This is a genomic window from Halorubrum luteum (assembly GCF_054652935.1).
This window is the reverse complement of sequence record NZ_BAAIGT010000002.1, coordinates 1097854-1117354: the sequence shown is the minus strand read 5'-3', so window position 1 is coordinate 1117354 and position 19501 is coordinate 1097854. Positions and strand designations below refer to the sequence as shown.

Genomic DNA, 19501 nt, shown 5'->3' with positions numbered 1-19501 from the left:
GGCAACGGCCGTACGTCGAACTGAAGCGGTTCGGCGGCCTCCTCGTGTGACCTTTGACGACATCGACGGAGCACTTATCCTCGTCCGAGAGCAGCGATCGATATGGCACCGACGCTCGTGAACGCCGCGTTCGGGGCGTTGCTGGCGGCCGCACTGCTGGGTGCCGCCTTCGACCGGCGATCGACAGCGATCGTCGTTCTCGCCGCGGTCGTCCCGGATCTCGACGCGATCGCGAGTCTCGCTGTTGACGGTGCGACGAACGCGTTGTTTCACAACGTGTGGATTCCGATCATCGTCGGCTCCGTCCTCTACTGGGATACGATCGTGCGTGGACGTGACGGGAGGTCGTGGCTCCGTGAGCGATACGGCTGGTACGGCGTGCGCGTCGCGTGGGTCGCGCTGGCCGCCTTTCTGGTCGGCGGCGTCGCACCCGAACTGTTCGGGTTCGCGGGGGTCAACCTCTTATACCCCGTTCACGACGCCTACTACCTCGTTCGCGGACGGCTCCTGTTTTCTACACAGGACGGGATAGTGCAGACGTTCGTCGCGTTCGGAGCGGACGGGCCGGGAGTTCTTCCGCTACAGAGTCCCGGAACGACGGAGACGTACGTCGTTCCGACGTGGGTCAACCCCGACGGACGCCCGGGGCTCGCGCTCGGCGTGGAGCGTGAGATCCATTTCGTCCGAAGCGGCTGGCAGGCCGTCGTGGTCGCGTCCGCCGTCGTCCTGCTCACCGCCCGGCTCGTCGAGGATCACGTGCGTGGGAAGGAGACAGCAGCCGACTTCGGGGGTGAATCGTAATGCCATCGACGGTCGTCCACGCGGGGTTCGCGTTGCTTCTCGCGGCGGGACTGTTGAAGGATGCGTACGACCGCAAGGCGCTTGCCGTCGTCCTCCTGATCGTCGTGCTGCCCGAGATCGACACGCTCCTCGGACCGGTTATGCCCGGTGCACATCGGACTGTCGGGCATAATTTCGTGGTACCCGCCGCGGCGGCCGTCTTCTTGTACTACGACACCCGAATTCGGGAAACGTCGCTGCTCCGAGAGAGGGTCGCCGATCGCGGCGTCAAGATTGCGTGGGTTGCGCTGTTCGTTCATTTCTTCGCGCACGTGTTCCTCGACTGGGCGCATCTGGAGGGCGTCAACGCGCTCTGGCCGCTTCACGACCGCTTCTTTCGGCTCGAGGGTGAACTGCTGTGGTCGAGTTCCGAGGGGTTCGTCCAGACGTTCGTCGACATCGACCTCGACCCGGAGACGGGTGAGCGGGCCGTCGATCCGGGAGCCGGCGGCACGACCGGGACCGTCCACGTGAACAACCCGGTCGAGCCGGGAACCTCCGCCGAACTCGCCGACGAGGAGGTCATCGACCGACGGTTCCCGATCGCAAACCGTGGCTGGCGGCTGTACCTCGTTCTCGTCGGCGTGTTCACAGTCGTCGCGCGGCGGTTTCAGCGTGACCCGCCGGAGACGGAGTGACGGCCCGACATCGACGCTTGTTCCCGATCCGGACCGTCCGGTCGTCACGCCCTGTCGTCGTTCTGCTCAGTCGTCGCCGTCGACCGTGGTCGTGAGGTCGTCGGAGACGCGCGTTACCTCGCTGTCGACGCTGACGCCCTCCCAATCGTGGTCCGCGTGGAACCCTTCTCGCTCTTTGGCGCTCGGAGCCACGCGGATGAACTCCGCCTGCTCGCGTGCCTCGGGAATCGTGTGGCCTCCACAGTAGGAGAGTCCCGACCGGATCCCGGCACAGAACTCCTCGACGACGTCGGCGACGGGTCCCTTATACGGTGTCAGTGCTTCCACTCCCTCGTCGGCGGTCACGTCGTTCGTCTTGTCGTCGCGTTCGTCCGCGGCCGCCGTCGTCGCCATCCCGCGCGAGCGCTTATATCTGGTTCCGTCTACCTCGACGACTCGGCCGGGAGACTCTCGCGTGCCGGCGAACAGTCGCCCGAGCATCACCGTGTCGGCTCCGGCCATCAGCGCCTTCACCGCGTCGCCGGAGGTCCGAAGGCCGCCGTCGGCACAGACAGTGACATCGAGCTCCGCGGCCGCTCTCGCACAGTCGCTGACGGCCGTGAGCTGTGGGACCCCCGCCCCGGCAACCTTCCGGGTCGTGCAGTGTGACCCGGGGCCGATTCCGACTTTCACGCAGTCCGCGCCGGCCGCCGCAAGATCCTCGACGCCCGCTGGCGTCGCGACGTTTCCGGCGACGAGGCCAACGTCGGGAAACTCCGCGGCGATCGTCTCGACGGCCGTTAGCGTCCGCTCGAGGTGGCCGTGCGCGACGTCGACGACGAGCGCGTCGACGCCGGCCGCGACGACGGCCTCGCTCCGCTCGACGTAGTCCTCGTCGATGCCGATAGCCGCCCCGACCTGTTCGTTCGCCGCCTTCACGCGGGACACGTGTTCGGCCTGCTCGTCCGGTGTGAGGAACCGGTGGATGACCCCGAGCCCGCCGACACGTCCGAGCTCGATCGCCAGTTCGGCCTCGGTGACGGTGTCCATCGCCGCCGACAGGAGCGGCGTCTCCAACTCGACGGCAGGCGTGAGCATCGTCGCAAGATCGACGTCGTCGCGGCTGTCGACCTGCGAGCGTTTCGGGACCAACAGCACGTCTCCGTAGCTTAAGCCGGTCCGCAGCTCTCTCGTGTCCGCGTGGAGATCGTTCATACCCTCAGTCACGAAACGGGTCCAGCGAAATAAACCCCTCGACACCACGCGGGAAGCACGCGAGCCTCCGAGGCAGCGTGCACGGATACTCGGGGGCACGAATCCACTTCACGCCGCCCAAGTTAGTCCCGGAGCGCCTCGACCGGCCGCTCGTTTGCGGCCTTCCACGCGGGGTACGCCCCGCTTACGACGCCGACGCCGACGCCGAACACGAGCGCCAGGAGGAGGTAGTAGCCGTTCGTCGGGTCGAGCACGACGGCGGTCTCGGCGGGCGTGGCCAACAGAAACGCGGCGACGACGAGCGTCGTCAGGAGGGTCCCGATCACCGCCCCGGCCGCGCCGATCAGTCCGGCCTCAGCGAGAAGGACACGGAGCACGTCGCGCCGACGGACGCCGACCGCGCGCATCACGCCGATCTCCTGCCGGCGTTCGACCGTGCTCATCAGCATCACGTTGAGGATCGAGACGCCAGCAACGACCAGCGAGATGGCTCCGAGGCCCAGGAGGAACGTGCCGAGGAGGTCAAAGAACTCGTCGATCTCGTCGACGACCGCGGCCAGCTCGAAGACGTCGACGCGGTCCTCGCGGGCGTTGACCGACTCCCGAACCGCCGCGGCGGCCGCACGTGCTTCGCCACCCGAGTCGGCGACCACGAGCACCTGATCGTACCCGTCGGCAGCGAAGGCGGACTCCGGCAGGAACACTGCGTCGTCCGGCGCAACTGGACTGAACGTTTCCGTTTCCGCCAACACGGCGACGATACGGATCTGCATGCCCTCGATCTCGACGGTGTCGCCGGCGTCGAGGTCGAGTTCGTCGGCCACCCCTGCACCGACGATCGCCCCCTGTCGATGTCGATCCGGAAGCCGTCCCTCGGCGGCCTCGAAAGCCAGCGCGGGCTCCTCGACCCCGTACACCGTTGCGAACGTCTGCTGCGTAACGCCGTCGACGACCGCTCCATCGGCGTACAGCGGAACGACGGCCGGTTCGCCGACGGCACGCCGTATCGCGGCAACGTCGGCGTCCGAGAGCGACTCCACGCCCGCGTCGGCGTTCGGTGAAAGAACGACCTGCGTGCCGATGTCACCGATGGCGTCATCGGCACCGAGCGCCAGCACGTTTCCGAAGATCCCGAGCGTTGCTACCGCGAGCACGCCGATACACACTCCGAGGATCGCGAGCACCGTCCGAACGCGGTTCCGTCGCAGGTTTCGCGACGCCATCGCGACTGCGGGTCGCCACGACCGTGCTGGTCGCCAGGAGATTCCAGCGTCTGCCGGATCCGTGTCCACCGGATCCGTGTCCGACGATCGGCGAGTCATCCGTTCTCACCGTCATTCACGACGTGTGCCGTCTCTCCATCGTCCGATCGTCCGTCCGCGGTCGTCGCTTCGTCGTCCGATGGTTCTCCTGCAGTCGTCTCCGTGTCACCTGCGGATCCGCTCGAGCCCCCGACGGAGCTCACGCCGCCGACGAGGATTCCGTCGGTCAGCTCTACCACCCGATCGGCGTACTCCTCGACGAGCGGATCGTGGGTGACCGCGACCACGGCAACGCCGTCCGCGCGAATTCGCTCGAACTCCTCGAGGATCGCCTCGCCGGTCTCGGTGTCGAGGTTTCCGGTCGGTTCGTCGGCGAGCAGTACGTCCGGCCGGTTGATCAGCGACCGGGCGATGGCGACGCGTTGCTTCTGACCGCCGGAGAGTTCTGCGGGATCGTGGTCGAGCCGGTCGCCGAGACCGAACCTGCCGAGCAGCGCGGCCGCTCGATCAGTTGCGTCGCCGGGATCGAACGCCGTCGGCAGGGCAACGTTCTCGACGGCAGTGAGGGTCGGTATGAGGTGAAAGTCCTGAAAAACGAATCCGATCGACTCCTTGCGTGCCGCCGTCCGCTCCCGCTCGCTGAGGCTCGTGACGTCGGTTCCGTCGAGCAGCCGTCGTCCCTCCGTCGGATCGTCGAGCAGGCCACAGACGTTCAACAGCGTCGACTTGCCGGAGCCGCTCGGTCCGACGACGGCGACGAACTCCCCCGGTGTGACCCCGAAGTCGACGTCGTCGAGCGCCACCACGGGTTTGGCACCGCTTCGATAACGTTTGACGACGCCCCGCAGCTCAAGACTAAACATTCCGGCGACGAAGGACCGCTCCGGTGACCGTCGCTCCGAGCACCCCGAGGATGACGATCGCGACGCTACCGGCCGAACCAGTCGCGAGCGATCCGGTGCCCGCCGTCGATCCGAGCGTGCCGATGGTGCCGCCACCCTCGCCGGTAGTCTCACCCATCCCCTCGAGTTCCATCGGGATCGTCTCGACGTACCGCACACCGCGGTCGGTGTACTCGACGTTGACCGGAACGGTATCCGCCGTGGTGACGTTTGCGCGAGTCTCAAGCTCGAACGGGACGAACTCGCCGCCGCCGACGGTTCCGACGAAGTACTCGCCGCCCGCCGGGGTTGGAGCGACTCCGAGCTCGTCGCCGCCGATACGCACGACGACGCCCTCGATCGGACGCTCGCCGACGTTTCCGACGTTGGCGTCGACCGCGAGCACGGCGTCATCCTCGTCTCCCCCGCCGATCCGCGTCACCGTCGCGTCAGTCACGACGGGGTCGCCGTCTCGGGGGGGATACCGGATTTCCGTCTCGACGGTGTGCTCCGCAACGCGGGGTGCAACCCGCTCGCTACCGTCGCCACCCCCGTCTTCCGCAGTGGACCCGTCGTCGGCCTCGGCTGAGGCGACGTACGTCGCCGTCAGCGTCACGTTCATGCTCCGATCCACGCGGCCGAGGTCCACGACGACACGGCGCTCCTCACCGGGAGCGACATCCTCCACGACGAACGGTGCCGTCTCCATCGTGGAGACGGCGTCTTCACCTGGCTCGCTTGCATGCGCGTCGCCAACGACTGGATCGCCCGTGGCGGACACGTACACCCGTTCGGCGGGGACCGTCCCGACGTTGACGACGGTGACGGCCACCGGCGAGTCCATCGGCTCCGTCGGGTCGTCACCGTCGGTGTCGAGTTCGCTCCCCCCGCCGATGATACCGTCTATGCCGCCGACGTCGAGGCCGTCGTCCTCGTCGTCGGTTCGAAGCTCGTCGTCCGCGAGCGCCCGGGCTCGGAGATCGACGGCGACCGACGCCGGCTGCACGTCTACGACGATATCGCGCTCGACCCGCACGGTCTCACGATCACCGTCGTCGTCAGCCGGTTCGTCGGCGAGGACTTCGACCGTCAGTCGCCGCTCGCCCGGCTCCTCGAAGCGCGTCCGGAGCGCCACGTCGAGGTCGTCACCCGGCGAGAGCGCACCGGGGGCGACGGCCGCGTCACGGACCTCGTCCTCGTCGAGCAGTCGCACCGCAGTCACGTTCGCGGCGTCGGGACTCCCGGCGGAGTTGGCGACGGTGACGTTGACGCTCGTCCGTTCGCCGACGACTGGCTCGCTCGGCGTCGCGTCGAGTTCGTCAACCGTAATGCGGGCGTCGGGGACGCCAACGACGCTGCCGGCGCCAACGGCCACGACGAGACAGACGATCAGTAGCACCGTTCGGACGGAAGATTCCATCATCAACACCAGGGCTCCGTGGCACATATATCCGTCGCGGGGACGGGCAGAGCTCTCCTCGATCGGCGTCGTGGGGAGGCTGTCGTCGGCGGTCAGAAGGGAAGGGCGTCCCGGAGCCCCTGTAAGAACCCGCCGGTCCCCTGTCGAGCCTCATCGAACACCGGATAGAGCGCGTCGAGCAGCTCCGTCTCGTTCTCGAACCGCGACTGTGGGACGCGGTCGAGCGCCTCCGCGAGCGCCATGCTCCGACCCTTCGCGTCGTACGGTACCTCGGGATCTCCGAGCGCCCGCAGGATCTCCTCGTCCGTCGCGGGAAACGACACGTTCGCTTCCTCCAGCCGTGCGTCGAGCGCGGCGATGCCGAACTCGATCGCCTCGGGCTCCGAGGTGTCGCCGCCACCGGGTGGACGTGCAGCCATCGTCGACCGATACAGGCTCGTGTGCCTTTAACCTCCTGTTCGCCTCGGACGCTCGTTTCGTCCGGCTCGGTAGACCGGACGTTGGGGAGCCATCACTCCGGCACCGACTCCTCGGGTGGCTCGGCGTCGATGATCGCGAGTTCGATCGGGTCGCCTGCTCTGTCGAACGCGGCCACGTGCTCGTCGTCGTACGGTGGCACGGCGACGAGGACGACCGCTGCGAGGTCGTCGGTTTTCGACAGCTCGAGTTGCCCCTGCGGGTGCGAGACGAATCTCGCACGCCCGCGACCGGCGGGGGTCCCGAGGTCGACGCCGAACACCGCGTTCACGGAGCCGCCGACGTCTCCCAGCGTGAAATGCGTGAGGATCGGCGTCTTCGGGTCGACGCCGAGATCCGTCTCGAACTCCGCTGCCGACGTCGTCGACAGCTGGAGGTTCGCGGCCATCGGGTCGCGCTCGTCGGCGTGATCGAGAAGCACGGTCAACAGATCGCGAGTGACGTGGATCACGTCCGCCCGTACGGGCTCAGTAGATGATAACTCCCGGGTCGTCACGGTGCCAATCCCCTCGTTCGTCACAGGAACGGCCATCTGACGTCGACGATCCGGTCGTGAGTTCCGCTGATCGTCGGACGGGAAAGGTGGTCGTTGGCGTCCACGCCGCAGTCGGCGAGACGGCGGAGCGCCTCCTCCAACGACCGGTCGGTGCGTTCGACGGACGAGTCCCTCACGTACGGTGCGTCCCGGGGGTCGGACGGCGAGTTGGCCACGTCGATCCGGTCGGTGAGGTCACTGCCTATGGCGCGCGGCGGCTGGTGGAATCGCCAGCCGTTCACGGTGAGGTGAAGCCACGCATCCCCGTTGATCGCGTGGTACTCACCGGAGACCGTCGACGGGTCGTACGCGACGATGCGGCTCAGCACGGTCGTCTTCGTTCGGTACAGGGCGTTCTTCCGCGCCGAACAGACGTTGCTTCGCGTCGCGTCCCCGCGCTCGTAGGCGGCGGTCGCGTCGTCCGCGAGCTGTTTGGCGACTTTGTTGACGACGTACAGCGATTCGAGCAGATCGTCGGATGGTTCAAGCGGCTCCACGGTGTCGTCCTCGAAGCGTGTAGCTACAGCCGTGTTCGGCCGTGGGCAGCAATAGGGGTTTCGTCGTCGGATGCATGGGTTCAACTCCGTGGATTCGGAGCGGTCCCCTCAGACGGCGTTTTCGCACTCGGCGAGCCACTCTTGAGCCCAAGCGTCGATCTCCTCGAACACCGGGGCAAGCGACTCGCCCTTCGGCGTGAGACTGTAGTACGTCGCCACGGGAGCGTCCTCCTCCATTCGTCGGTCGACGAAACCGGTCTCCTGGAGATCGTCGAGCACGCGCGAGAGGGTCCGGGCGTTGGCGTCGGTCTCGCGTTTGAGCTCGTTGAAACGCCGCTCACCGTTCAACAGCTCGTGGAGCACGACGAGCCGCCACTGGGAGCCGATCTGTTCGATCGAGTCGATGATCGGGCACGGCGTCTCGACTCCCGAATCGGCTGTGTCGTTCATCTCCTCCGTCTCGGAGCCATCGTGTGACGGCGAGCCCGAATTCGTCTCAGTGAGATCCTGCGATGACATCGGTGTTACCTACGACCGTTTTGTTCGGCAATCGATATATAGGTTGCGTTCGTACAGTGGGTAACATAGTGATATCTTACCGCCTACATTCAGCGAAAACACGACGATACCCGAACGATCGGAGACGGTCGCTGGGGCGCGCGTGAGCCGGCGCAACCTATTCGGGAACTCATTCCGAACGTCCGACTGATGAAAGTGGGGCTCATCTCCGACGTTCACGCGAACCTTCCGGCACTGGAGGCGGTGATCGACGACATGCCGCCGGTGGACGAGGTCGTCTGCGCCGGCGACGTCGTCGGATACAACCCGTGGCCCGCTGCTTGCCTCGACCGCGTGCGCGAACTCGCAACGGTAACCGTCCGCGGCAATCACGACGCCACGGTCGAAACGCCGGAGCGATATCGGGCGAACCGGATGGCCGAAGCCGGCCTCGAGCATGCCTACGCCGAACTCTCCGAGTCGCAACTCGCGTGGCTTCGGTCTCTTCCTCGGAGTGCGACGTTCGGGAACGACAGGTTCCTCCTGACCCATTCACACCCGAGTCCTGACAGACAGGGTGCGTACGTGTATCCCGAATCGTTCTCCACGCTCGATAGATATCTCGAGGGGGTCGATGGAGCCGTTCTCGGACACACACACGTGCAGGCCGCCGAAGACACCCCAGAGGGACGACTCGTCGTCAATCCGGGAAGCGTCGGGCAGCCTCGCGACGGCGACCCGGACGCGGCGTACGCCGTCCTCGACACCGACGACACCACGGTTGACCTGCGACGCGTCGAATACGACCGTGACCGGGTTCGAAGCGCGGTCGAAGCGGCGGGACTGCCAGACCGAACCGCCAATCGGCTGTACTCGGGAACGTAGCTTCGTCCGATGCGGCGTCGAGAAAGCGCTACGGCCAGAGACCGAGCACGAGGAGCACGTTTCGGAGCGCGGCGACCGCCGAAAGCACCCCGACACCGCCGAGCATCATAGCCGCGACCAGCCGTCGAGTTCCGCCTGCCAGCGCGATCGGCACGCCGATGATCGCCATCCCGATGGCTTTCGTGAGCACCATTCCGGAGAGAAGTCCGTGCCGAGCGATCAGGTAGCGTCCCACCGGCGATCCCTCGACGAATCGCCCCGACGACACCGCGACGTACGTCGAGACCACGTCCGCGGAGACGCCCACGAGGAAGACGGCGGCCGCAAGGAGGAGACGAGCGGTCACTGTCGAAGTGGGTTCGTTCCGGTCGCATAAAAGGCCGAGGTCGTTCGGAGCGGAGGTGCGAAGCCGAACAGGTCGAGGTCATCGAAGCTCGCGCGACTATACAAAAATGTTGATGGGACCGCTGAGAGTCGAACTCAGGTCCTACGGACCCCATCCGCAGAGGATACCACTACCCCACGGTCCCGTGCTGCATTCGAGAAAACGAGAGTCCCGTAATTAAGGACTTCGCTTCGATGCTGACGCGGTCGGTGGTCTCCTGTACGGCGTCTCATATCCGGACATCGCACGGTCGACACCTCGGTGAACTCGGATCATACCAACACGCGTTCGAGCGAAACGACCTCGCCGCGAACGGCGTCCGGATCATCGACGAGCCGGCCGAGACAGACGGCGGAGCCGCTCGGCGTGTAGCAGGCCACGAGCGGATATTCCGCGGTTTCGCCGACCGACTCGTCGGTTCCGTCGTGCACCGCGACATCATCGGGATCGGGTCCGTCGATCACACCGGGTGCGTAGACGGGAGCGCCGGTCGCGACGTTGCGGGCGGCGGAGGGTGCGATGGTGAGTGCGGGGAGGTGGACGAGCGCTTCCTCCGCGGGCCGAACGACCTCGCGAAGCAGTCGCTCATCACCCTCAGTGGCCCATTCGAGCGCGTCCGTGAGATCCTGTAACGTGTGTAGGTTCGTGTCGTCGAACGGGTCCGTCGCCGTCCGCCGGAGGTGTCCCATATGCGCGCCGACGCCCGCCGCGAGGCCGATATCGTGACAGAGCTTGCGGACGTACGTGCCCGACTCACAGCCGATCCGGAGCAGCGCCTGCCGGTCCTCGATCTCGAGAACGTCGATATCGTGGATCGTGCGCGTCCGCAGGCGACGGCTCACTGCGCTTTTTCGTGGCGGCTTCTGGTAGATCTCGTCTTCGAACTCGTCGACGACCTGCCGGAGATCCGCCGGCGGATCCCCGTGGAGTTCGAGGACGGCGACGTACTCTTTTTCGCCTTCCAAAAACACCTGCGCGGCTCGGGTCGCGGTGCCGGTGAGCGTCGGCAGGCAGCCCGTAACCTTCGGGTCGAGCGTCCCGGCGTGAGCGACGCCACCGATCCGCGTGCCGTCAGGGTCGACCGTCGTGAGCGCGTCGTTGACCGCGTCGCGAAGCCATGCGGAGAGCTGATGTGAGGAGGGTCCCGCGGGCTTGTCGACGTTGACGACGCCGAACCGAAGTAGCTCCGGGATCGATCGCTCGTCGGGCGGCGATCGGAGCGGAACGTCCGCGTCGTCGGCGTCAGTCATTCGGATGTCGAAAGCGACGTGTTCGGTAGTTAAAAGTCGTGGGTGATGCCGTCGATCGGTACTTTTCCCTCGTCGGCTGCGGGCTCGTACGCCTCGACGGTCGCGATGAGCGCGTCGAGGAATCGGTCTGGCCCCCAGCGAGCCGTGTTGTATGCGGCGTCGTAGATCGAGAGGTCGTCGATGTCGATCGCGTAGTACTCCATGTATCGCTTCTTCTCAGACGCCTCACGTCGCTGGGTCTCCTCCAGTGCGCGCTCGACCGGTTTCCCCTCACGGTCGGCGATCCGCTCCGATCGGATGTCGACCGGGGCGTCGAACCAGAAACGGAGGTCGGCGTGGTCGCCTGCGAGCCAGCCGGCGAGCCGGGACTCCAGGACGAGGCCGTCCCGGGTCGACGCGATCTCGTACAGTCGTCGGTCGAGGTCGCGGTCGATCGAGTCGTCCTGCTCGGCGTGTTCGTTGAACTCGACGGGCGTCATATCGTGTTCGGCGGCCATCTCGCGGAAGATGTCGCCGCCGGAGACGTGCTCGAGATCCAGCGCCTCGGCGAGGCCCGCCGCGTTCGTGCTCTTCCCGCTTCCGGGCGGGCCTGAGACCGTGATCAACATATCCGAAGTGGGTGGCAACCCTTCAAAACGGTTATCGTTCGCCTTCGTGGGTGTGATCCGTTCGCGGGGGTGTGGATGTCTCCTCGTTCGGATCCCGCCTACACTCTCCTCGTTCGGATCCCGCCTACACTCTCCTCGTTCGGATCCCGCTCGGACGTCGCTTCACTCGGGTCCCGCCGCGCTCAATGACCACACTGCGAGCACGCCGAGCAGCACGGCGGGAATCAACGGTAACAGGAGATACGTCCCGAAGAACGTGAGACCGAACGAGCCCGCGGCGTACGGATACGCGTAGATGATACCGGGGATCACAAGCATCGAGAGAACCAGCGCGGCCACGAGGATCCACCCCTTTCGACCGAACCCGTCGGGCTCGACAGTCGTCGGATCGGAGCCGGGAGCGGAAGCGTTTCCACCGGGGTCATCGCCGCTCGGCGTGTGGACGTACCCCTCGTCCGCATCGGTATCAGAGCTCACTATCGGGGATTACCACTACCTTGCCAAAGCCCTCACGGTTCTCTATCAGCTCGTGGGCGCGCGCCGCTTCGCTCATGGGGAGCGTCTCGCGGATCCGCGGTTCGAAGGTACCGTCCCAGACGAGCTCGAGGACGTCGTCGACCTCTCCCGGAGTCGCCATCGTCGAGCCCAGCACGGACAGCTGGTTCCAGAAGATACGGTTGAGCCCGGCGTCCGGGTTCGGTCCGGTGGTCGCGCCGCAGGTGACGAGTCGTCCACCTTTCGCGAGCGACGCGAGCGAGTCGGGGTACGTCGCCGCTCCCACGTGGTCGACGACGACATCGACGCCGCGTTTATCGGTCAACGCGTCGATCTCCTCGGCGAACTCGTTCGACTCGTAGTCGATGACGTGGTCGGCACCACACGACTCCGCGTGACGGAGCTTCTCCTCCGTGGAGGCGGTCGCAAACACCTCACAGCCGGCGTGGTTGGCGATCTGAACGGCGGCGTGGCCGACGCCCCCGGACGCGCCGAGTACCAACACGCGCTCGCCGGCCGTCACGCTCGCGCGTGTGTGAAGCATGCGCCATGCCGTTTGAAAAACCAGCGAGGCGGAGCCGGCGACGGTCCAGTCGACGCCCGCGGGAACGGGTACGAGGTTCGCCTCGGGAACCGCCGCCATCTCGGCGTGGACGCCCGGGAGATGCTCACCGATGATCCGGTAGGAGACGCAAAGCGACGCCTCCCCGTCTCGGCAGAACTCGCAGTCGCCACAGGAGACGCCCGCACTGACGGCGACCCGGTCGCCCGGGTCGAACCGCGTCACGTCATCGCCGATGGCGTCGACGACGCCCGCCGCGTCGCTTCCGGGGACGTGTGGCATCTCGAGGTCGATCCCCGGAAGTCCGCGGCGCGTCCAGACGTCGAGGTGGTTCAACGCGCCCGCTTTCACGTCGACGAGCACCTCGTTCTCGGCGAGCTCCGGATCCGGATGTTCGCCGTACTCGATCACGTCGCGGTCGCCGTGGGAGGCGAACTGAACGGCGTACATACGTGATCTCACCGCCCCGTCGGTAAAACGATACGCCATGCGGTCGCTTCGGCCGTCAACTCACAGACGAACGCGGAACGCTCACATACGAGCGGTGACCGTCTCTCGTGTGACCGTCGAACGCGTTTTGCTGGATTCTCACCGTGTGACACCGAAACAGCCGGCCGCGGCTTTCGTGATGTTTAAGTAGCGAAGCGCGGTTGATCCGAATGCACGAACTGCAGGGGTGTCGGGCCCCGAGTCCGCAAGGGCGACGATACAACGCGGGTTGCGGTAGCCAAGTCTGGCCCAAGGCGCAGGGTTGCTAACTCTGTGGCGTCACTGCCTCCGGGGTTCGAATCCCCGCCGCAACGCTCGAACGGATCGAGTACCGCCGGATTCGCGCCGGTAGGGCTCACACTAACCAACACATGAGCACGGAAGAATCACAGGACGGCTCGCCGGAGGAGGAGAACCTCCAGTACTTCGTTCGGATCGGGGGGACGGACCTCGACGGGACGAAGACGGTCGAGCGAAGCCTGTCTGAACTCAACGGCATCGGCACGCGCACGGCGCGGCTGGTCGCCGAGGAAGCCGACGTGGACCGCACGGCCACGTTCGGACTGCTCGACGAGGACGACATCGACAGCGTCGTCGAGATCGTCGAGAACCTCGAGGACCACGTCCCGTCGTGGATGACGAACCGACAGAGCGACTTCTTCACCGGGGAGACGACCCATCTCGTGGGCACGGACGTCAACGAGAAGCGTCGTCACGACATCAACCGGATGAAGCAGATCGAGTCGTACAAGGGCGTCCGTCACAAGCGCGGACAGAAGGTCCGCGGTCAGCGCACGAAGTCCACCGGACGTACCGAGGGAACGATCGGCGTCAACGTCGAGGAGATCCGCGAGGAGATGGCGGACGAAGAGGGTGACGACGAATGAGCACCGGTAAAAACACCAAGGGCTACGAGACGCCGAACCACCCGTACCAGGGCGAGCGGATCGCCGAGGAGTCCGACCTCCTCTCGCGGTACGGCCTGAAAAACAAAGAGGAGTTCTGGCGCGCACAGTCCGAGCTCCGCAGCATGCGCCGCGAGGCGCGAAGCCTCCTCGGCGAGGCACAGGGTGACGTCGACGTCGCCGGCGAGAACGGCGCGGAGTTCGTCGCACGGCTCCGCCGGATCGGGATTCTCGGCGACAACGACGACATCTCGGCCGTGCTGTCGCTCGAGGTCACCGACCTGCTCGAGCGCCGTCTCCAGACGGTCGTCTACCGGCAGGGGTTCGCCTCCTCGACCCAGCAGGCGCGTCAGTTCATCGTTCACGGCCACATCACGGTCGACGGTGCCCGCGTCACACGCCCGTCGGTGAAAGTGGACGTGGACGACGAGGGCTCGATCGCCTTCGACGAGACGAGTCCGCTCGCGGACGATCTCCACCCCGAGCGCGCGGAGTCACAGGAGTAACTACCCATGAGTGAATCAGCAGACGGAAAGTGGGGAATCGCCCACGTGTACGCATCGTTCAACAACACGCTCATCACGGTCACCGACGAGACGGGAGCCGAGACGATCGCGAAGTCGTCCGGCGGCACCGTGGTGAAACAGAACCGCGACGAGGCGTCGCCGTACGCGGCCATGCAGATGGCCGAGGTCGTCGCGGAGCGAGTGAAGGAAGCCGGTCTGGAGGGCGTGCACGTTCGCGTGCGCGGTCCCGGCGGCAACCTCAACAAGTCCACCGGCCCGGGCGCGCAGGCGACGATCCGCGCGCTCTCGCGTGCCGGCCTCGAGATCGGCCGCATCGAGGACGTCACGCCGATCCCGCACGACGGAACGAAGGCCCCGAAGAACAAGCGAGTCTAACATGAGTGACGCCGATTTCGACGTGGAGTACGTCGAACGAGACGACCGGAGCGCACGGGTGTTGATCCGTGGACTAACGCCCGCGTTCGCCAACGGCATTCGCCGTGCGATGATCGCGGACGTCCCAACGTTCTCGATCGACACCGTCCGGTTCGTCGAGAACTCGTCGGTGATGTTCGACGAGATGATCGGCCTTCGGCTCGGTCTGATTCCGTTGACGACCCCGGCCGGCGAGTTCGAGATCGGTGACGAGGTCACCCTCGCGCTCGACGTCGAGGGGCCGGCGACGGCGTACTCGGGCGACATCGAGAGCGCCGAGCCGCTCGTCGAGCCGGCGGACCGTAACGTCCCGATCATCGAACTGAAGGAGGGACAGCGTCTGGAGTTCGAGGCCGACGCGGTGTTAGACACCGGAAAAACGCACGCCAAACATCAGGGCGGCGTCTCGGTCGGTTATCGGCACCTTCAGCGGGTCACCGTCGAGGGCGACCTCGGCGAGTTCGACGACGACGAGCCGCGGATCCTCCGCGGCGTCGTCGAGACGCCCGACGGTGAGATCGTCGTCACCGACGAGTTCGACAACGACCTCTCGAAGAAGTTCCCCGGAAAGGAGGTGCGCGTCGAGGACGTTCCCGGCGCGTTCGTCTTCCACATCGAGACCGACGGCTCGCTTTCGGTCGAGGACCTGCTACTCGGCGCGATCGACTCCATCGAGGAGCGCGCCGACGAACTACGAACGAAAGTCGCGGTATAGCGTAATGTCCACCCTTCGAACCACTATCCCGGCGCTCGCGGCGGCCAATAGTCGGGACGCCGGCGTGGCCACAGCGCCCCCCGTCGTACTCGATGGCACGAGCGACGTGTCCGACGGGACCGAAAGTGGTTTGAAGGGAGCCGGATTACGAAGGAGTGCACGCAGGGATAGCCAAGTCAGGCCAACGGCGCAGCGTTCAGGGCGCTGTCCTGTAGAGGTCCGCAGGTTCAAATCCTGCTCCCTGCACTCCGTTTTTCACGAACTCTCCACACAGGAGGGACAGCTATGAGCAGCAAAACGAATCCGAAACTACAGAACCTCATCGCCGAGCTGAAGTCGGCCTCGCGCGACTCCGGTGCCAACGTTTGGCAGGATGTCGCGGACCGACTCGAAAAGCCACGGCGCACGCACGCTGAGGTCAACCTGGGCCGCATCGAGCGGTACGCCCAGGAAGACGAGACGGTCGTCGTCCCCGGCAAGGTGCTGGGCAGCGGTGTGCTCGAAAAGAACGTCACGGTCGCCGCCGTCGACTTCTCGGGAACCGCCCGCACGAAGATCGACCAGGCCGGCGAGGCAGTGACGCTCGAACAGTTCGTTGAACGAAACCCCGAGGGAAGCAACGTACGGGTGATCCGATGAGCATCGCGAAGATCGACGCGGACGTCGTCGTCGACGCCCGTGACTGCATTCTCGGTCGCGTCGCCTCGGAGGTCGCCCAGAAGGTGCTCGCCGGCGAGACGGTCGCCGTCGTCAACGCCGAGCGCGCGGTCATCACTGGCAACGAGGAGACCACGATGGAGACGTACCACACCCGCGCGAACCTCGGCTCCGACAGCGGGCCGTACTACCCGAAGCGTCCGGACCGCATCTTCAAGCGGTCGATCCGCGGCATGCTACCGTACAAGACGGAGGAGGGACAGGAGGCACTCTCGAACGTCCGCGTCTACGTGGGCAATCCGTACGAGCGCGACGAGGACATCGAGTCCGTCGTTCTCGACGGCACCTCGCTGGATCGCCTCTCGAACATCAAGTTCACGACGCTCGGAAAGATCTCCGAGTCACTGGGAGCTAACGTCACATGGTAACTAACACCTCAGGCAAAAAGAAGACGGCCGTCGCCCGCGCAACCGTGCGTGACGGCGAGGGTCGCGTTCGTATCAACTCCCAGCCAGTCGAGCTGGTCGAACCGGAACAGGCACGTCTCAAGATGCTGGAGCCGTTCCGCATCGCGGGCGACGATCTCCGCGACGGCGTCGACATCGACGTCAACGTGGAGGGTGGCGGGTTCAGCGGGCAGGCTGATGCAGCCCGAACCGCGATCGCTCGTGGGCTCGTCCAGCATCTCGGTGACGCCGAGCTGCGTGACGCGTACATGAGCTTCGACCGCACCCTGCTGGTCAACGACGTGCGCCAGTCCGAACCCAAGAAGTGGGGCGGACCGGGTGCGCGTGCTCGCTACCAGAAATCGTACCGCTGAGGTGGTCACGATATGATGATTCCCGTCCGGTGTTTCACGTGCGGCAACGTCGTGGGTGAACACTGGGAGGAGTTCAAGGCCCGGGCGAAGGAGGGCGACGAGGACCCCGGCGAGGTTCTCGACGATCTCGGCGTCGACCGCCACTGCTGCCGGCGGATGATGGTGTCGCACCGCGATCTCGTCGACGTCGTCTCCCCGTACCAGTGACCATGTCAGGCCAACGCTACAATCGATACGAGAAGGCTCGCATCCTCGGCGCACGCGCGTTGCAGGTGTCCTACGGGGCACCCGTGCTGATCGAGACGAACCAGACGGAGCCGATCCTCGTCGCCGCGGAGGAGTACGACGCGGGGGCGCTTCCGTTTACGGTCCGGAGGGAAACCAACTAATGACTCGAATCACATCCGTTTCGCTCCGTCGCGTGCTCGACTCCCGCGGAAACCCCACCGTTGAGGCCGATGTCCTCACGGAGTCCGGGGGGTTCGGGCGCGCGGCGGCACCGAGTGGCGCATCGACCGGGGAGTTCGAGGCTATCGAACTCCAGCCGAGCGAGGCGATCGCCTCGGCCAGAGAACACGCCGTCCCTCGCCTCGAGGGGCTCTTCGCCGGCGATCAGCGAGCGATCGACGCAGCGCTCCGCGGCGCGGACGGCACCGACGACTTCTCGAAGATCGGTGCGAACAGCGCAGTCGCCATCTCGATGGCGGCCGCGAAGGCGGCCGCAGACGTGCTCGGCGCACCGCTGTATCAACACCTCGGTGGCGCGTTCCGCGGGGAAAACTTCCCCGTACCGCTCGGTAACGTCGTCGGCGGCGGCGAGCACGCGAAGGAGGCGACCCACATTCAGGAGTTCCTCGCCGCGCCGGTCGGCGCGCCGAGCGTCTCGGAGGCCGTCTTCGCGAACGCCGCCGTCCACGCGGCGGTCGCGGACGTGCTCGACGAGCGCGGCGTCCCCGCTGCCAAGGGCGACGAGGGCGCGTGGGCACCGCCCATCTCGGACGCGGAGGCGTTCGAGGTCGTCGAGGAGGCAGTCGAACTCGTCGAGTCCGAAGTTGGCTTCGAGATCCGTTTCGGACTCGACGTCGCGGCCGCGGAGCTGTACGACGAGCAGGAAGACGCGTACGTGTACGGCGACGAGACGAAGTCGACTGACGAGCAGGTCGAGTACGTCGCCGGTCTCGTCGAGGAGTACGACCTCGCGTACGTCGAGGACCCGCTCGACGAGAACGACTACGAGGCGTTCGCGGAGCTGACCGACAGGGTTGGCGACCGGACGCTGATCTGTGGCGACGATCTGTTCGTCACGAACGTCGAGCGACTCCGGGAGGGGATCGACGTCGGCGCGGCCAACAGCATCCTGATCAAGCCGAACCAGATCGGGACGCTGTCGGACGCGTTCGACGCGGTCGAGCTGGCACACCGGAACGACATGGAGTGTGCGATCTCCCACCGCTCCGGCGAAACCGAGGACACGACGATCGCACACCTCGCCGTGGCGACCGACGCCGCGTACATCAAAACCGGCACGGTCGGCGGCGAGCGAACGGCAAAGCTGAACGAACTGGTCCGCATCGCGGACGATGCGGTATGACGGACCGACACCACGCATGACGGAAGACAACGACGCGGTCGAACTCGATGCGGACGCCGAGACCGAGACGGTTGAAGCGGACGCCGAGGACGCGGCCGACACGACTGAGGAATCGCCCGCCGAGGCGGCTGCCGACGAGGCGTCCGCCGAGGCCGATACGGACGGCGTCTCGGAGGAGCCCGACGACGCAGCGGAGGCGGCGGACGCCGAAGAAGCGGACGCGTCGCCGTTCGACGACGACGTGATGCCCGACGAGGACGTCGACCTGCTGATCCCCGTCGAGGACTACCTTTCGGCCGGGGTCCACATCGGGACCCAGCAGAAGACGAAGGATATGGAGCGGTTCATCCACCGCGTCCGCGACGACGGGCTGTACGTGCTCGACGTGAGCACGACCGACAGCCGGATCCGGACGGCTGCGGACTTCCTCGCGAACTACGACCCCGAGCAGATCCTCGTCACCTCCTCGCGGCAGTACGGCCGGTTCCCGGCCGAGAAGTTCGCGGACGCCATCGGGGCCCGCGCTCGAACCGGGCGGTTCATCCCCGGCACCCTGACGAACCCCGACTACGCCGGCTACATCGAGCCGGACGTCGTCGTCGTGACGGACCCGATCGGTGACGCGCAGGCGGTGAAGGAGGCGATCACGGTCGGAATCCCGGTCATCGCGATGTGCGACTCGAACAACCAGCTGTCGAACGTCGATCTGGTCATCCCGACGAACAACAAGGGTCGCCGCGCGCTCTCCGTCGTCTACTGGCTGCTCGCCAACGAGACGCTGGATCGCCGCGGTGCCGACACCGTCTTCGCCCTCGAGGACTTCGAGGACGAGCTGTAGTCGAGCGTCTTTCGAGTTCTCCGAGTTCGACTTTCGCCGATCACCGACCCGTGAGCGGTCGCGCTGGCCGACGGGTACGCCGGGAGTGGCGATTCGACCGTCGGGGAGGAGCCGAGCG

At 66.1% G+C, this 19501-nt stretch carries 27 protein-coding genes and 3 tRNA genes; 16 read left to right on the top strand and 14 right to left on the bottom strand.

Annotated elements, in window-relative coordinates; all coding sequences use genetic code 11:
- Positions 1-102: 102 nt before the first annotated feature.
- A complete protein-coding gene (locus ACYQ0R_RS05590; RefSeq protein WP_459821470.1) occupies positions 103-801 on the top strand; it encodes a hypothetical protein in 699 nt (232 codons plus the stop codon).
- A complete protein-coding gene (locus tag ACYQ0R_RS05585) occupies positions 801-1478 on the top strand; it encodes a metal-dependent hydrolase (RefSeq protein ID WP_459821469.1) in 678 nt (225 codons plus the stop codon). The genes ACYQ0R_RS05590 and ACYQ0R_RS05585 overlap by 1 nt, the downstream gene beginning before the upstream one ends.
- A gap of 66 nt (positions 1479-1544) precedes the next feature.
- Here ACYQ0R_RS05585 and ACYQ0R_RS05580 read toward each other — a convergent pair whose 3' ends face one another.
- From ACYQ0R_RS05580 to ACYQ0R_RS05545, 8 genes are all read right to left on the bottom strand, one after another.
- Positions 1545-2672, bottom strand: coding sequence for a guanosine monophosphate reductase (locus ACYQ0R_RS05580; RefSeq protein WP_459821467.1), 1128 nt, complete (start codon positions 2670-2672; stop codon positions 1545-1547).
- 122 nt (positions 2673-2794) lie between these two features.
- Positions 2795-3895, bottom strand: a complete 1101-nt coding sequence (locus tag ACYQ0R_RS05575) for an ABC transporter permease (RefSeq protein ID WP_459825683.1) — start codon at positions 3893-3895, stop codon at positions 2795-2797.
- A 95-nt stretch (positions 3896-3990) separates the two neighbouring features.
- On the bottom strand, positions 3991-4797 hold the full coding sequence (locus ACYQ0R_RS05570) for an ABC transporter ATP-binding protein (RefSeq protein WP_459821465.1): 807 nt from the start codon (positions 4795-4797) through the stop codon (positions 3991-3993).
- A complete protein-coding gene (locus ACYQ0R_RS05565; RefSeq protein ID WP_459821463.1) occupies positions 4790-6235 on the bottom strand; it encodes a CARDB domain-containing protein in 1446 nt (481 codons plus the stop codon). The genes ACYQ0R_RS05570 and ACYQ0R_RS05565 overlap by 8 nt, the downstream gene beginning before the upstream one ends.
- Positions 6236-6327: 92 nt before the next feature.
- A complete protein-coding gene (locus tag ACYQ0R_RS05560) occupies positions 6328-6654 on the bottom strand; it encodes a DUF5789 family protein (protein WP_459821462.1) in 327 nt (108 codons plus the stop codon).
- Positions 6655-6746: 92 nt separating this feature from the next.
- Positions 6747-7163, bottom strand: coding sequence for a JAB/MPN domain protein-containing protein (locus ACYQ0R_RS05555; protein WP_459825681.1), 417 nt, complete (start codon positions 7161-7163; stop codon positions 6747-6749).
- 65 nt (positions 7164-7228) lie between these two features.
- Positions 7229-7744 (bottom strand): hypothetical protein, encoded by a 516-nt coding sequence (locus ACYQ0R_RS05550; RefSeq protein WP_459821460.1) that lies wholly within the window; start codon positions 7742-7744, stop codon positions 7229-7231.
- Positions 7745-7852: 108 nt separating this feature from the next.
- Positions 7853-8194, bottom strand: coding sequence for a winged helix-turn-helix transcriptional regulator (locus ACYQ0R_RS05545; RefSeq protein ID WP_459821458.1), 342 nt, complete (start codon positions 8192-8194; stop codon positions 7853-7855).
- Positions 8195-8452: 258 nt separating this feature from the next.
- Between ACYQ0R_RS05545 and ACYQ0R_RS05540 the strand changes: the two genes are divergently transcribed.
- Positions 8453-9127, top strand: coding sequence for a metallophosphoesterase family protein (locus ACYQ0R_RS05540; protein ID WP_459821456.1), 675 nt, complete (start codon positions 8453-8455; stop codon positions 9125-9127).
- Positions 9128-9155: 28 nt separating this feature from the next.
- Here ACYQ0R_RS05540 and ACYQ0R_RS05535 read toward each other — a convergent pair whose 3' ends face one another.
- The 6 genes from ACYQ0R_RS05535 to ACYQ0R_RS05510 form a co-directional block, all read right to left on the bottom strand.
- On the bottom strand, positions 9156-9473 hold the full coding sequence (locus ACYQ0R_RS05535; protein ID WP_459821454.1) for a hypothetical protein: 318 nt from the start codon (positions 9471-9473) through the stop codon (positions 9156-9158).
- A gap of 113 nt (positions 9474-9586) precedes the next feature.
- Positions 9587-9657 (bottom strand) — tRNA-Pro (locus tag ACYQ0R_RS05530).
- 127 nt (positions 9658-9784) lie between these two features.
- Entirely contained in the window at positions 9785-10762 is a 978-nt protein-coding gene (locus tag ACYQ0R_RS05525; RefSeq protein ID WP_459821452.1) for an RNA-guided pseudouridylation complex pseudouridine synthase subunit Cbf5, read from the bottom strand.
- A 29-nt stretch (positions 10763-10791) separates the two neighbouring features.
- A complete protein-coding gene (gene cmk, locus ACYQ0R_RS05520) occupies positions 10792-11370 on the bottom strand; it encodes a (d)CMP kinase (protein ID WP_459821450.1) in 579 nt (192 codons plus the stop codon).
- A gap of 162 nt (positions 11371-11532) precedes the next feature.
- A complete protein-coding gene (locus tag ACYQ0R_RS05515) occupies positions 11533-11847 on the bottom strand; it encodes a DUF7977 family protein (RefSeq protein ID WP_459821448.1) in 315 nt (104 codons plus the stop codon).
- Positions 11837-12877: a zinc-binding dehydrogenase gene (locus tag ACYQ0R_RS05510; protein ID WP_459821446.1), complete on the bottom strand. Its 1041-nt coding sequence runs from the start codon at positions 12875-12877 to the stop codon at positions 11837-11839. Before ACYQ0R_RS05510 ends, ACYQ0R_RS05515 begins: the two co-directional genes overlap by 11 nt.
- Positions 12878-13144: 267 nt before the next feature.
- On the opposite strand from ACYQ0R_RS05510, the gene ACYQ0R_RS05505 reads away from it, so the two are divergent.
- The 13 genes from ACYQ0R_RS05505 (at position 13145) to rpsB (ending at position 19383) form a co-directional block, all read left to right on the top strand.
- Positions 13145-13230, top strand: a tRNA-Ser gene (locus ACYQ0R_RS05505).
- Between the two features lie 57 nt (positions 13231-13287).
- Positions 13288-13803 carry a 30S ribosomal protein S13 gene (locus ACYQ0R_RS05500; protein ID WP_459821445.1) on the top strand — a complete coding sequence of 172 codons (516 nt, stop codon included), beginning with the start codon at positions 13288-13290 and terminating at the stop codon, positions 13801-13803.
- A complete protein-coding gene (locus ACYQ0R_RS05495; protein WP_459821443.1) occupies positions 13800-14327 on the top strand; it encodes a 30S ribosomal protein S4 in 528 nt (175 codons plus the stop codon). Before ACYQ0R_RS05500 ends, ACYQ0R_RS05495 begins: the two co-directional genes overlap by 4 nt.
- A 6-nt stretch (positions 14328-14333) precedes the next feature.
- A complete protein-coding gene (locus tag ACYQ0R_RS05490) occupies positions 14334-14723 on the top strand; it encodes a 30S ribosomal protein S11 (RefSeq protein ID WP_459821441.1) in 390 nt (129 codons plus the stop codon).
- Between the two features lies 1 nt (position 14724).
- On the top strand, positions 14725-15477 hold the full coding sequence (locus ACYQ0R_RS05485; protein ID WP_459821439.1) for a DNA-directed RNA polymerase subunit D: 753 nt from the start codon (positions 14725-14727) through the stop codon (positions 15475-15477).
- Between the two features lie 161 nt (positions 15478-15638).
- A tRNA-Leu gene (locus tag ACYQ0R_RS05480) sits at positions 15639-15723 on the top strand.
- A 39-nt stretch (positions 15724-15762) separates the two neighbouring features.
- The gene (locus ACYQ0R_RS05475; RefSeq protein ID WP_459821437.1) at positions 15763-16116 is read left to right on the top strand and encodes a 50S ribosomal protein L18e; all 354 of its coding nucleotides are present in this window, start codon (positions 15763-15765) and stop codon (positions 16114-16116) included.
- Entirely contained in the window at positions 16113-16562 is a 450-nt protein-coding gene (locus tag ACYQ0R_RS05470) for a 50S ribosomal protein L13 (RefSeq protein WP_459821435.1), read from the top strand. The genes ACYQ0R_RS05475 and ACYQ0R_RS05470 overlap by 4 nt, the downstream gene beginning before the upstream one ends.
- Complete coding sequence (locus ACYQ0R_RS05465; protein ID WP_459821433.1) at positions 16556-16954, top strand: 30S ribosomal protein S9; 399 nt, start codon at positions 16556-16558, stop codon at positions 16952-16954. Before ACYQ0R_RS05470 ends, ACYQ0R_RS05465 begins: the two co-directional genes overlap by 7 nt.
- 12 nt (positions 16955-16966) lie before the next feature.
- Positions 16967-17161 (top strand): DNA-directed RNA polymerase subunit N, encoded by a 195-nt coding sequence (locus ACYQ0R_RS05460; RefSeq protein ID WP_459821432.1) that lies wholly within the window; start codon positions 16967-16969, stop codon positions 17159-17161.
- A gap of 2 nt (positions 17162-17163) precedes the next feature.
- A complete protein-coding gene (locus ACYQ0R_RS05455; RefSeq protein ID WP_159485088.1) occupies positions 17164-17343 on the top strand; it encodes a DNA-directed RNA polymerase subunit K in 180 nt (59 codons plus the stop codon).
- Entirely contained in the window at positions 17343-18545 is a 1203-nt protein-coding gene (eno, locus tag ACYQ0R_RS05450; protein ID WP_459821430.1) for a phosphopyruvate hydratase, read from the top strand. The genes ACYQ0R_RS05455 and eno overlap by 1 nt, the downstream gene beginning before the upstream one ends.
- A gap of 16 nt (positions 18546-18561) precedes the next feature.
- A complete protein-coding gene (gene rpsB / locus ACYQ0R_RS05445; RefSeq protein WP_459821429.1) occupies positions 18562-19383 on the top strand; it encodes a 30S ribosomal protein S2 in 822 nt (273 codons plus the stop codon).
- Positions 19384-19501: the final 118 nt, after the last annotated feature.